Origin of the sequence: Campylobacter sp. MIT 21-1684, assembly GCF_026241315.1 — a bacterium.
In the GTDB taxonomy this organism is placed as follows: Bacteria; Campylobacterota; Campylobacteria; order Campylobacterales; family Campylobacteraceae; genus Campylobacter_D.
Genome location: NZ_JAPHNA010000002.1, coordinates 21,797 through 34,437 on the forward strand (window position 1 = coordinate 21,797; position 12,641 = coordinate 34,437).

11 protein-coding genes and 2 tRNA genes are annotated in these 12,641 nt (G+C 30.8%); 10 read left to right on the plus strand and 3 right to left on the minus strand.

All coding sequences use genetic code 11. The features are described from left to right. Window positions 1–4: 4 nt before the first annotated feature. Window positions 5–1,348 carry a TrkH family potassium uptake protein gene (locus OQH62_RS01000; protein WP_266012659.1) on the minus strand — a complete coding sequence of 448 codons (1,344 nt, stop codon included), beginning with the start codon at window positions 1,346–1,348 and terminating at the stop codon, window positions 5–7. A gap of 139 nt (window positions 1,349–1,487) precedes the next feature. Here OQH62_RS01000 and OQH62_RS01005 point away from each other — a divergent pair. Beyond that, a tRNA-Phe gene (locus OQH62_RS01005) sits at window positions 1,488–1,563 on the plus strand. A 524-nt stretch (window positions 1,564–2,087) separates the two neighbouring features. Here the strand turns inward: OQH62_RS01005 and OQH62_RS01010 are convergent. Together OQH62_RS01010 and OQH62_RS01015 are read right to left on the minus strand one after the other, a co-directional pair. Next, window positions 2,088–2,164, minus strand: a tRNA-Ile gene (locus OQH62_RS01010). 46 nt (window positions 2,165–2,210) lie between these two features. After that, window positions 2,211–3,335 carry an FtsW/RodA/SpoVE family cell cycle protein gene (locus OQH62_RS01015; protein ID WP_266012661.1) on the minus strand — a complete coding sequence of 375 codons (1,125 nt, stop codon included), beginning with the start codon at window positions 3,333–3,335 and terminating at the stop codon, window positions 2,211–2,213. A 74-nt stretch (window positions 3,336–3,409) separates the two neighbouring features. On the opposite strand from OQH62_RS01015, the gene OQH62_RS01020 reads away from it, so the two are divergent. The 9 genes from OQH62_RS01020 to OQH62_RS01060 all read left to right on the plus strand — a co-directional run bounded on the left by OQH62_RS01020 (window position 3,410) and on the right by OQH62_RS01060 (window position 12,641). Continuing rightward, window positions 3,410–4,375: an RluA family pseudouridine synthase gene (locus OQH62_RS01020; RefSeq protein ID WP_266012663.1), complete on the plus strand. Its 966-nt coding sequence runs from the start codon at window positions 3,410–3,412 to the stop codon at window positions 4,373–4,375. After that, window positions 4,323–5,558 carry a fibronectin type III domain-containing protein gene (locus tag OQH62_RS01025; protein ID WP_266012667.1) on the plus strand — a complete coding sequence of 412 codons (1,236 nt, stop codon included), beginning with the start codon at window positions 4,323–4,325 and terminating at the stop codon, window positions 5,556–5,558. The genes OQH62_RS01020 and OQH62_RS01025 overlap by 53 nt, the downstream gene beginning before the upstream one ends. Beyond that, on the plus strand, window positions 5,558–6,727 hold the full coding sequence (trmB, locus tag OQH62_RS01030; RefSeq protein WP_266012670.1) for a tRNA (guanosine(46)-N7)-methyltransferase TrmB: 1,170 nt from the start codon (window positions 5,558–5,560) through the stop codon (window positions 6,725–6,727). The genes OQH62_RS01025 and trmB overlap by 1 nt, the downstream gene beginning before the upstream one ends. A 79-nt stretch (window positions 6,728–6,806) precedes the next feature. After that, window positions 6,807–7,472, plus strand: a complete 666-nt coding sequence (locus OQH62_RS01035; protein WP_266012673.1) for a cell division ATP-binding protein FtsE — start codon at window positions 6,807–6,809, stop codon at window positions 7,470–7,472. Next, window positions 7,459–8,265, plus strand: a complete 807-nt coding sequence (locus tag OQH62_RS01040; protein ID WP_266012676.1) for an FtsX-like permease family protein — start codon at window positions 7,459–7,461, stop codon at window positions 8,263–8,265. Before OQH62_RS01035 ends, OQH62_RS01040 begins: the two co-directional genes overlap by 14 nt. Next, window positions 8,262–9,461, plus strand: a complete 1,200-nt coding sequence (locus OQH62_RS01045) for a murein hydrolase activator EnvC family protein (RefSeq protein ID WP_266012680.1) — start codon at window positions 8,262–8,264, stop codon at window positions 9,459–9,461. The genes OQH62_RS01040 and OQH62_RS01045 overlap by 4 nt, the downstream gene beginning before the upstream one ends. Window positions 9,462–9,513: 52 nt before the next feature. After that, complete coding sequence (pyrH, locus tag OQH62_RS01050; RefSeq protein WP_266012683.1) at window positions 9,514–10,230, plus strand: UMP kinase; 717 nt, start codon at window positions 9,514–9,516, stop codon at window positions 10,228–10,230. 10 nt (window positions 10,231–10,240) lie between these two features. Next, window positions 10,241–10,462 (plus strand): DNA-directed RNA polymerase subunit omega, encoded by a 222-nt coding sequence (locus OQH62_RS01055; protein ID WP_266012687.1) that lies wholly within the window; start codon window positions 10,241–10,243, stop codon window positions 10,460–10,462. Further along, on the plus strand, window positions 10,446–12,641 hold the full coding sequence (locus OQH62_RS01060; protein WP_266012689.1) for a RelA/SpoT family protein: 2,196 nt from the start codon (window positions 10,446–10,448) through the stop codon (window positions 12,639–12,641). The genes OQH62_RS01055 and OQH62_RS01060 overlap by 17 nt, the downstream gene beginning before the upstream one ends.

Genomic DNA, 12,641 nt, shown 5'->3' on the forward strand with positions numbered 1-12,641 from the left:
ACCTTTATAAATTAATTTTTCCTTCTTGGAATTTAATATTGACTACTTTGTCTTGTCTGAAAACTGAAATTAAAAAAGCAAAGACTCCTATTCTTCCACTTAACATCATTATTATAATAATAATTTTGCTAGGATTGCTAAATAAAGAACATAAAGAAAGAGAACCACCATCTCCAGTCGAAATCCCTACAGTAGCAAAAGCTGATGAGGTTTCAAATAAAAGAGTAATGAATTTAAAGTCAGATTCTAATAAAGAAAGTAAAATAACAGCTACAACAATATAGACAGTCGAGCCTATATAGATGATAAAAGCTTTATTAATGATTTCTTGTGGAATTTCATATCCAAATATCCGTACTCTTCCATTTCGAATGCTCCAATATGCATACAACAATAACACCATTATTGTTGTAATTTTTATTCCTCCAGCAGTTCCACCCGGAGCCCCTCCTATAATCATAAATAAAGAACCAAAAAACAAACTTGCATCATATAAGCCACCTATATCTATGGTATTAAAACCGGCTGTTCTATAATTGATAGCCAAGAAATATGAAGCGAGGATTTTATCAAAAAAAGAAAAATTCCCTATGGTTTTTGAATTTGGATATTCGAAAGTAAAAATAATAAGAGTTGAGAAAAGAATAAGAAATATTGTGGCTGTAATGACAATTTTTGTATGCAAACTCAAGGTATGCAAACGTTTTCTTTGAAAAAAATATAATTCTACTAAAACAAAATAACCAAGCCCTCCTATAATAATTAAAGAAGTGATAACAAGATTCACAGTAAGGTCATATTTATAGCCAGTTAATCCATGTTCAAAAATACTAAATCCAGCATTATTAAAAGCACTAACAGAATGAAATATTCCAAACCAAAGTGCTTTATTTAAATCCATTTCAAGAGCAAAACGCAGAGTTAGAATTATTGCCCCAAAAAGTTCTATTGCAAAAATAAAGAGTAAAACTTTTTTTAAAAATTTAAAGAGTCCATCCATAGATGGATATAGTAATGATTCTTTGAGAAGACTTCTGCTGCTAAATCCGACTTTTCTTCGTATTAATATATATATAAAAAGTCCAGCACCCATATAACCAAGTCCTCCAATTTGTACAAGAGCAAGGATAATAATTTGTCCAAAAATTGTAAAATCATTTGCAGTATTTTTAACGAGCAATCCCGTCATACTTACAGCCGAAGTACTTGTGAAAAAAGCGTCTAAAAAACTGATAGGTTGAGTATGCGATAGATTTAAAGACAGCAATAAAGCACCAATGAGGGCGATCATTATATAACCGCTAAGTAAAATCTTAAAAGTCCGTCTGTCAAGACCAAATTGTTTCAAAAAAACTCCATTGACATTTTTTAGGTTGGCTATTCTAACTCATTAAAACTTTAAGCCAAATAAATTTTTTCTTATATTTTAAACTTAAATTAAAGATAAAAAGATAGAATTTTAGTTTTAATATTATTTTATTATTTTCGGTTGGATAGCTCAGTCGGTAGAGCAGCAGACTGAAAATCTGCGTGTCGGCAGTTCGATTCTGCCTCTAACCACCATCATTATAATTTTACTCTCTTAAAATTTTTACTTTACAAAACAAGTTTGCATACATTTATGATAGTGCATTATTTTTACTTTAAAGTCTTTGATGTTATTGATTTTAAAGATGGTAAGAGCATTTTATGGCTTTGAAAATTATCGTTATCTTTATAAAAAAGTAGTTTGAAAATCTTTATACAAAATTTTAAATAAAGATATAGTATAGAAAATCACATATCGTATTTATTCATAGTTTTTTTTGCAAAACTTTGTATTTCTTTTTTGACTTAAAGCAGTTTCTAATAATGAGAAGCATATAAAAATTTTTGATAAATGTTTAAACAAGACTTGTTAAAGTGTGGATTGAGAATAAATGAGGAGGAAATTTTCAAATACGAGAATCCATTTAAAGGAAAAAATGTATTAGGAAAAACGAAGAATCTTAACTTTTCATCCTCAAAGTAATTAGAATATTTTTACAATTTAAAGAAATTAACTTGCTTTAATCAACCAAAAACAGCATTAGAGTTGTATAATAAAATGGTGGATTCAGCAGGACTCGAACCTGCGACCAACCGGTTATGAGCCGGTTGCTCTAACCAACTGAGCTATGAATCCGTCAAAAAATACAAATTATAGCTTTTTTTGCTTAAAAAATATTTATTTAGCGACTTAGAAGTTTGCTTGTTTTGGTTGCTGTTTTGTCAAGCCAAAAGTAACGAAAAGTTATGAGATGCTGTGTAATTCCAAAGAATATCATAAAAATAGTAAAAGAACTTCCTCCATAGCTAAAAAATGGTAAAGGAATTCCAACAACAGGGGCAAAGCCCAGAGTCATAGAAATATTTACTGCTGTATAAATAAAAATAAAGAGTGCCACACAGTTTATCAAAACTTTTGAAAAATAGTCCTCTTTGAGTTTATAATTTAAACTCAATAAGTGAAAAATTAATAGAATATACAATAAAACAAGAATCAATCCACCTATAAATCCGAGTCTTTCTATCATATAAGCAAAGATAAAATCGCTTGTTGCAATAGGGAGAAATTTGAAATGTGTTTGTGTTGCTTGATCTTGAGATTTGCCTGTCAGTCCTCCATTGCCTATGGCTATCATAGATTGAATGACCTGATAGCTAGGTTTTTCTGATAAAAAATCGTGAATTCTTTGTTTTTGATAAGGTTTTAGGAAATAAGCATAAATTAAAGGAGAGCTAAGTCCTAGTATTAAAAGTATGCTAAGCCAAATTTTGTAATTCACTCCTATGATAAAAAGTACTCCAAAACCTACAATTAAGAGCACCATAGCACTGCCTAAATCAGGTTCTTTAACAATCAATACAAAAGGTAAAAGGATGTAAAAACTTAGTTTAAGAAAATTTTTCACTTTATAGCCATTTTTTGGAGGAGGATTTTGATTGATGAGGTATGCAAGCATTAAAATAAAGGCAGGTTTAAAAATTTCAGATGGTTGGATGGTGAAATGAGTAAAAGGAATTTGTATCCATCTTTTTGCACCTAATTTTTCAACACCAAAAATATCCACACTCAAAAGTAAGAAAATAGTTAGCCAATATGTTATAGGAATAAGCCATATAAATTTTCGAATCGGTAAAAAGAAAAAAAAGCAAAAAGCGAGGAATCCGAAACAAAAATATGTGAATTGTTTTTCAGCTAAAAAAGCATTTGCTTCGAAAATTAAAAAAAAAGAAGTTAAAATAATAGGGAAGATTAAAATAGGCTGTACATAATCAAAATGCGTTATAATTCTTCTATCAAGTCTAAACACTATTTGCCTTTGTAGATTAAATATAGTAATTATATGTTAAAATTGTAAGATTGCATCTGTGTTTAAGGAAAAAAATGCAATTTTTTTTAGTAGATGAGTTTGCAAGGCTTGATGTTTTTTTAGCAAAAAATCTTCACCAAAGTCGCAACCAAGTTGGTTTGCTTATAAAAAATGGCTGCGTTATGGTAAATCAAAAAATTCAAAATAAGAATTCATTGAGACTTCAAATTGGCGATGAAGTCCATATAAAAACTTTAGTTTTGCAAGAAACAGTCTGCAAGTATGAAGTTGATTTTGAGCTTGAAATTCTTTATGAAGATGAGGATTTGTTTGTACTTAACAAGCCTAGTGGTTTAGTTGTGCATAAGGCTGCTACTGTGAAAAGTTTTACTTTGGTAGATTGGCTTCTTGCAAAGAATTTTGTTCTGTCGAATATAGCAGGAAATCTTCGTGCAGGACTTGTGCATAGACTTGATAAAGAGACAAGTGGGGCTATACTTATAGCGAAAAATAATTTTACTCATCAAAATCTTAGTGAGCAATTGCAAAATAAAACATTAGGAAGAATTTACCTTGCATTAATTGATTTGCCTTTAAAAGAGGATAAAATTATTATTGAAAAAGCTTTAATGAGATCAAGGACTAATGCTGTTAAAAAAACAACTGTCAATCAAAATGTTAAAGGTTCTAAAAATGCAAAGTCCGCTTTTGCTAATATAGAAGTTTCTGATTTTTGCACTCTTATTGCCGCAAAACTCTTTACAGGAAGAACACACCAAATACGAGCGCATTTAGCAAGTATTAATAGACATATTTTAGGTGATACTTTGTATGGGTATAAACAAAATGATGATTTAAGAGTGATGCTTCACGCGTATTTTGTGTATTTTACCCATCCAAAAACAAAGAAACAAGTTGTTGTCAAAGCACCTTTGATGGATGATTTTAAGCAAATCTTGCAAGAAAAATGCAAATTAGGAGAAGAAAATGAAAAAATTTCGCTTGAGTCTTTATTTACTTTGTTTAATTCTTTTACTTAATGCTTGCAGTACCGGAAGTTTAGCTACTTTTGGAAATACTAAGGAGCTTGTAGTTGATGAAAATTTACCAAGACTTGAGAATGTAAAGACTCTTAGTGATATGAGTAATATAGCTTTTGAATGGGAGCCTTTATACAGCGAAAATATTCAAGGTTTTTATCTGTACCGAGCTAGTCAAGATAGTGCAGACTTTAAGCTTGTTGCGACAGTGCGTAATAAATTTCAAACGCATTATGTTGATATGAAACTTCGACCAGCTACGAAATATCGTTATATGATGAAAAGTTTTAATGAACAGGGTCATATTTCAGAACAGGGACAGCTTATAGAAGCAATGACAACTCCAAGAATCGAGGCTGTACCTTTTGTAAAAGCTATAACTAATCTTCCAAATCGTATTAAATTGATTTGGCGACCTCATACTGATTTACGGGTGAAATCGTATATTATAGAAAGAGCAAAGACTGATGATAACCGCAATTTTAAGAAAATTGCTGAAGTGCAGAATCGTTTAAATGCAGAATATATTGATGAGAATTTAAAACCCGGGGAAAACTTTTGGTATAGGATTGTTGCCGTGAGTTTTGATGGAGTTACAAGCGAATTCAGTCAAAGTGTGCATTCTACAAGTAAGGCTTTGCCGCCTCAAATTGAAAATATCAATGCAAGTACAGATGGTTCAAATAGCATTATTGTAACTTGGAATGCAAACAATTATAAAGATTTTTCTTATTATAAAATTTACACGACCAATTCGAGTTTGTTGCCTTATACGCTTTTAGCTAAGACTCAAAGTAATTCATATGAGGATAAGGTTGAAGGTGCTGGAAGAACAAAATATTATAAGGTTACTATGGTTGATCAAGATGGACTTGAAAGTGTTATGCCAAAAGAGGGAGTTATGGGCAAAACCTTAGGAATTCCTACAAGTCCTAGTATTATACTTGCTCAAAGTAGTGATAGTGGAGTGTATTTAGAATGGATTGATAATGATGAAAGAGCTGTGGAATATGAAGTGAAACGTTATGGAGACGGACAAACAACGCTTTTTAAAGGTATTAAAGAGAAGAGGCTTCAAGATATTAAAGCTTTGCCTGAAGTACAATATAGCTATGAGATTATAGCTATTGATTCTGCAGGATTACGCTCTGAACCTTCTAAAAAGGTTAAGGCAGTGCAGTAGTGCCAAATTTCAAAGCTAGGGAACTTAAAAAACTTCTTTTTCCTTTTGAAGCAGATGGAGTTTCTTTTCTTTGGAAAGCTGAAAATGAAAAAGTTATACTTGTTTTCACTTGTGTTGAAGATGAAAAATTCTTCTTGCAAGTTGCAAAGACAAAAGATGAATTTATTATAAAAGCTGATAAACATAGCAAAATTTCAAAAACAGTGTCTTTACAAAAAGCTTTGCAGTGTTTTAAAGACAATTTTTGCACCAAGATTGTGAGTGAGTCTTGTTCTTTTAAAGAGAACGTGTTGCTTGAAAATTCAAATTGCATTATACGAAATTTTGATGAGCTTTTGCCCCAACTCCAATCTAAAATGTATATAGAAATAGGTTTTGGATCAGGAAGACATTTGCTTTTTCAAGCAAGAAAGAATCCAGATGTTTTAATACTTGGAATTGAAATTTACACTCCTGCTCTTGTTCAAGTTGCAAAACTTGCAAAAGCACAAGGGCTTGATAATATTATGCTAATACGAAATGATGCAAGACTTTTGCTTAGTGTTTTACAGCCACATTCTGTGGAGAAAATTTTTTTACATTTTCCTGTTCCTTGGGAAAAAAAACCACATCGTCGTGTTATAAGTTTTGAATTTTGTAAAGAATGTGCTAGAGTCTTAAAAAAAGATGGAAAATTTGAACTTAGGACGGATAGTTTTGAGTATTTTGATTTTAGTTTGAAACAATTTTTAAAGTTTAAAAATCCGCAGTTTCATATTCAAAAAAATCATAATTTAGATATTTCAAGCAAATATGAAGACAGATGGAAGAGGCAAAAGAAAGATATTTATGAAATGATTGTTTGGAATTTCTGTGATTTTGAGGGAGATTTGAGTTGTAATGCTTTTGATTTTCAAGGGTTTGCAATGTCAGAAAAAGCTCTAGTCAATTTAGAAAAAAAATGGAGCAATTTTGTTTATAAAGGAGAAGATTTTTTCTTGCATTTAGAGAGTCTTTACAAAGCAGAAGATGCTTTGCTTTTAAAGATAGCTTTTGGTGCTTTTAATATACCGCAGCACTCGTATTTGCTTCTTAATAAAAAGGTGGATTTTATTTTTGGAGAGCCTCTTCAAATTCGGGAGAATGTTAAAGCTATGGAAAAATTGAAAGAAATTTTAAGTGATTTTTAATTAAACTCTCGTGATTTTCTTAAATTTTAAGTAAAAATAAAGCATAATTTATCAATTTTGAAATTAAAAAGGAAAAGTGATGCCAAATTTAATTCAAGCACAAAAACTCTCTTTAGGCTATGATGAGCTTGTTATTAAAGAGGCGAATTTTGCTTTTAAAAATGATGACTTTGTCTTTATTACAGGTAAGAGCGGCAGTGGTAAAAGTACGCTTTTAAAATCTTTTTATGGAGATTTGGAATTGCTTTCAGGACAGCTTGAAGTGTGTGGTACTTCAATGAAAAAAATAGGAAATTCAGAGCTTTTACAGCTCCGCCAACGTATAGGCATCATTTTTCAAGACTATAAACTTGTTCAAGAATACAGTGTCGAAAAAAATGTAATGCTACCTTTAATGATAAAAGGATACAGTAAAAAAGTGTGTCAAGAGCAGGCAAGCAAACTTTTAAAACATGTTAATTTAACTTTTAAAGCCGATAAAAAACCTGACCAGCTTAGCGGAGGAGAGCAACAAAGAGTCGCTATGGCTAGAGCTTTGGCACATAATCCTAAGCTTTTACTTTGTGATGAACCAACAGGAAATTTGGATGAATATTCTTCTGATATTATTTGGACTCTCTTAAAATCAGCACGAGAGCTTTTAAGCACTTGTGTTGTTGTAGTAACACATAGAATTCCTAGTAATTTGAGACTTAATTACCGTCGCTTTAATATAGAAAATGGAAAAATGAATGAAATTTTTTAGAACACACTTGTCCCTAATCCTACCTTTACTTTTTATGATGTTTGCTTTTGAATTTCTTTTGCTTACAAATGCAACTCTAAAACATTATAAAGAACTTGTTAGTAAGGATTATAATATCATAGTTACAAGCACAAAAGTTTTAGAAAAAGATCTTGTAAAAACTCAAGTACCTTCTTTTGTATCTCTTGAGCTTTTAGATCCTAAAGATTTGGTTGAAAGACTAAAAAGTAATATTTCTGAAAAGAATTTGCAAACATTGAAAAATTCTTTGCCGAATTTTTATAGTATTAAGCTTAAATATCTGCCTACACAGAATGAATTAGATATTCTTAAAAATAAGATTCTTAGCTTAGAAGGGGTAAATAGAGTAGAGACTTTTTCAAAAACTCATCATAAAGTTTATCCTTTGCTTACTTTAGTACAATTTATTTTTTGGCTTTTCTTGTGTATTATTCTACTGCTTAGTTTTGTACTTTTTTTAAAACAAATGCGTATTTGGATGTATGAGCACACTCAAAGGGTTGAGATTATGTGTTTGTTTGGAGCGCCTTTTTGGTTTCGCTCATTTATGCTTTATAAAGTTGTTTTTATTGATTGTTTAATAGCTTTTTTTCTTCTTGTGCTTTTTTTTACCCAAATTTATAATTTTTCTTTCATTCAAGAAAGCTTAAAAGCTGCAGATATTTTCTTGCCGCCTATTAATTTTACTTTACACTTAAGTGGAGTCTTTTTAGCAACTTTATTCGTTTGTTTGTTTTGTGCTAATTCTGTAATGTTTAAGGTAAAAAAATGAGAATATTTTTTTTTATTTTTTTCTTTCTGTTTGTGGATGAAATATATGCTAATACTCTCAATGAAAAGACAAAAAATTTAGAAGAGAATAAAAGAATTCAACGACAACTTAGTAAAAAACTTGAAGATTTGGCTAATGATATATTCAATGGAGAGAAAACACTTCAAGAGTTAAACAAACAAATAGATCTTTTAAACTCTCAAACTCTCAAACTTGAATCCAGTGTAAAAATGCAAAATACCGAATTAAATGCTCTTAATATGCAAAATAAAGAACTTATGAAAAGTAAATTGGCGATGGAGAGTAAAATGATCGCTTTACTTACAAAGGATTTTGCTTATGATTTACCTATACCGCAAGGATATATAGAAAGCGAAGAAAGTTTTATGGCTTTTGAACTTTTGGAAAGTTTAAATAAAGTCTTAAATGATGAAATTTTTAAGCTTTCTAAAGATTATCAATTTGTAAATAAATTGATAGATGAAAAACAAGAACAGATTAAAAAAATTAACACTAATCTTAAGGCTTATAATGAACAAATTGCAAAACTCCAAACCTTGCGTCAAAAGCAAGTTGCTGAAATAAATAAACAAAAAACTGACCGTAATCTTTATAGTAAAAAACTTGATGAAATCATCGCTCAACAAGAAGAGCTTCGTAAAACACTAAATCAGCTTAAAATCATAGAAAGCAAAGTACAAGAGAATAAAAGCACTCCGCAGAAAAAGAATGATACAAAAATAGCAACAAATGAGAAACAACCAAGGCAAATCGGTTCAGGGTATCAGGGTGGCAATGTGAAGAAATATACAGGAAGAAAAACTATAGCCCCCCTTGATACTTTCACTATTAAACAAAAATTTGGCAATTATGTTGATCCTATCTATAAAATTAAAATTTTTAATGAGAATGTGGTTTTAAGGAGTAATAAAGCAGATGCGACTGTAAAGAGTGTCTTGGATGGAAAAATTGTTTTTGCTAAAGATACGAGTATGTTAGCTCGAGTTGTGATAGTAGAGCACGATAATGGAATTCATACTATTTATGCTCACTTGAATAAAATTGCTCCTACAATTAAAGTAGGCAAAAATATTAAAAAAGGTGAAGTGATAGGTAGGGTTAAAAACGATCTAACTTTTGAAGTTACACAGAAAAATTTTCATATCAATCCTTTAGAGCTTATCAGTTTAAATTAACTAAATTTTAAAGCAAATTAAACTATAATCTTTGCTTAAACAAGGAGAGATAATGCAAGAAAACAAAAGAGTTTTAGTGAAATTTTCAGGTGAAGCTTTAGCTGGTGAAAATGGCTTTGGCATTGAGAATTCCATTTTAAAATTTGTTGCTTTAGAAATCAAAGAATTAATAGAACATAATGTTCAAGTAGGCATAGTTGTAGGCGGTGGAAATATTATACGAGGTGTTTCTGCTGCTAAAGGTGGTTTGATAAAACGCACAAGTGCTGATCATATGGGTATGCTAGCTACTGTGATTAATGCCATTGCTATCCAAGAAGCTTTAGAAAGTTATGGTTTGGATGTAAGAGTGCAAAGTGCAATTCAAATGGAAGCTTTTTGTGAAACTTATATTATGAGAAGAGCACAAAGGCATTTAGAAAAAGGACGAATTGTGATTTTTGCTGCAGGAACGGGTAATCCGTATTTTACAACAGACACCACAGCTATTTTAAGAGCAGTAGAGATTGAGGCAAGTATGGTAATAAAAGCTACAAAAGTGAATGGAGTGTATGATAAGGACCCTAATCAATTTGACGATGCTATATTTTTAGACACCCTAAGTTACGATGAAGCTATGCAAGATAATATTAGAGTTATGGATGATACAGCTATAGCACTTGCAAAGGATAATAAACTCCCTATTGTAGTTTGCAATATGTTTCAAGAAGGAAATTTATTAAAAATTGTACAAGGCGATACAAGTTTGTGTTCTGTTGTAAAAAATTAAAGGAGAGAAAATGTTGAGAATGGAAGAGATAGCAGCCAAAGCTTTAAAAAAAATGGGAGATGACCGATACCGACTTGCTTTAGTTGTAGCAAAAAGGGCTGAACAATTAGCTGATGGAGCAACACCTTTAGTGAATTTTGATAAAAGTAGAGTGAAATTGGCAGATATAGCATTGTATGAAATTGCAGAAAGTAAAGTTACTTTAGAGGGTTTAGTTGAAAACAATCGATGAGGAATTGTCACTTGAAAAACTCATAGAGGAAGGAAAAAATTGTAAGGATATAGAAGGGGCAAAAAAGCTTCTTTTTACTATTTGTGGAAAAGATTTTATCTTAGAAAAAGCTGTGCAGTCTTGTATTGATTATCACGAGGGACAATTTCGGAAAAGTGGCGAGCCTTATGCCGTTCATCCTATTTTGGTAGCAAGTCTTGTAGCATTTTTTAGCGGAAATAAATCAACTATTCTTGTAGCACTTTTACACGATGTTATTGAAGATACAAATTGTACCGAAGAAGAATTAAAAGCTGAATTTGGTTCTGAGGTTTTAAAGCTTGTTTTGGGGCTGACAAAGATTATAGAGATTCGAGAAGACAATCTTAATTATCCAAAATCTAAACAGAGTTTGGCAAAATCCGCACTTACTTTTAGAAATATGCTTTTAGCAAGTATTGAAGATGTACGTGTTTTAGTTGTAAAACTTTGCGACAGACTTCACAATATGCTTACTTTAGAAGCCTTAAGAGAAGATAAACAAAGAAGAATTAGCGAGGAAACCCTCGTTGTTTATGTTCCTATAGCTCATAGACTTGGAATTTCTAGTATTAAAAATTATTTAGAAGATTTGAGTTTTAAGTATTTAATGCCTGATGAATACAAACAAATTTATAATTATATTAATTCAAATGACCAGCAAATGCAGTTAGGATTGAATGATTTTATTTCTAAGGTTGAACTTTTGCTTTTGAAAAATGGCTTTAGACAGGGAACTTTTCAAATTCAAAAAAGGATCAAACACAGCTATTCTATTTATTTAAAGATGCAAAGAAAAGGTATAGGGATAGAAGAGGTTCTTGATTTGCTTGGGATACGAATTTTAGTAGAGAAAGTGAGCGATTGTTATTTGGCTTTAGGGATTTTACATACGAATTTTAATCCCCTTGTTTCTCGTTTTAAAGATTATATTGCTTTGCCAAAACAAAATGGCTATCAAACCATCCACGCGACGCTTTTTGATACTAAGAATATTATTGAAGCCCAAATTCGTACTTTTGATATGCATAAAATTGCAGAATTTGGTATCGCTGCACATTGGAAATATAAAGAAGACGGAAGTATCACTGCACCAAGGCTTGATTGGCTTACTGATATTTCTATGCGAAGTGCAAATAATCTTGAAAATACAGAAGATTACAATGCTATTGAATTGTACGAATATGCCAAAGACAGCCTCTATGTGGAAGATATTGCAGTATATTCCCCTAAAGGAGAGATTTTTACTTTGCCCAGAGGAGCTACTGTGCTTGATTTTGCTTATGAGATACATACAAAAATAGGACTTCACGCTAAAAGTGCTTATGTTAATCGTGTAAAAGTTCCTTTACTTACACAACTCAAAAATGGAGATATAGTCCGTGTTGTTACAGCAGAGGATAAATTCTACCGTTGTTCTTGGATTGATAGTGTAAAAACAGGAAAAGCCAAAGCGAGTATAAGAGAATTCTGCAAACAAAAAATTCGAGAAATCAATTTTTATAGTGCTTTTAATATGCTCCATTTTATTTTTAATGTTGAAAAAGAACGTATAGAAGAATGGGTAGAAAAAGAGAATTTAGGGAAGCGGATTCGTAAAGTAGCCAACGATAGTACGTATTTTAAAGATATAGTCAATGGCTTAAAAAAATATGCTAAAAAATCTTATTGGTTTGATAAGTATGAAATTAAAGAACAAAAAATTGGAAATTTTACTTTATATTCCAATCATAAAATTACAAATGTAGATTTTGATTATTGCTGCCATCCTAAAAGAGGAGATTCTGTAGTTGCTTTTGTCGAAGCGCAGAATGCAATTGTACATCATAAACTTTGTAATAAAGCTGAAAAAATGATAGAGAAAAATAAAGATATGGTTTTCATCAAGTGGAATTTAGACTCAATAAAATCTTATAAACTTATTTTTTCTTTAGAGAATAAAAAAGGAATTTTAGCTGAATTTTTAGTCTTACTTGCTAAAATGCAAATCAATTTACTGAATATCAATTTATCAAGAGATCTAAGTTCTGTTGTGGATTATTTTGAAATAGCAATTGAAATTCCTGATAATATTAATCCTGATACTGTAAGAGAGAGATTAAAAACGCGTTGTAGAATTTTGGATTTTATGTCCTTAGATGATGCGTATAAAGAAGGTTAA

Coding starts and splice junctions, on each gene's coding strand:
- OQH62_RS01020 (WP_266012663.1), top strand. CDS start 3,410: ATGCAATTTTTTTTAGTAGATGAGTTTGCAAGGCTTGATGTTTTTTTA.
- OQH62_RS01025 (WP_266012667.1), top strand. CDS start 4,323: ATGAAAAAATTTCGCTTGAGTCTTTATTTACTTTGTTTAATTCTTTTA.
- OQH62_RS01035 (WP_266012673.1), top strand. CDS start 6,807: ATGCCAAATTTAATTCAAGCACAAAAACTCTCTTTAGGCTATGATGAG.
- OQH62_RS01040 (WP_266012676.1), top strand. CDS start 7,459: ATGAAATTTTTTAGAACACACTTGTCCCTAATCCTACCTTTACTTTTT.
- OQH62_RS01045 (WP_266012680.1), top strand. CDS start 8,262: ATGAGAATATTTTTTTTTATTTTTTTCTTTCTGTTTGTGGATGAAATA.
- pyrH (WP_266012683.1), top strand. CDS start 9,514: ATGCAAGAAAACAAAAGAGTTTTAGTGAAATTTTCAGGTGAAGCTTTA.
- OQH62_RS01055 (WP_266012687.1), top strand. CDS start 10,241: ATGTTGAGAATGGAAGAGATAGCAGCCAAAGCTTTAAAAAAAATGGGA.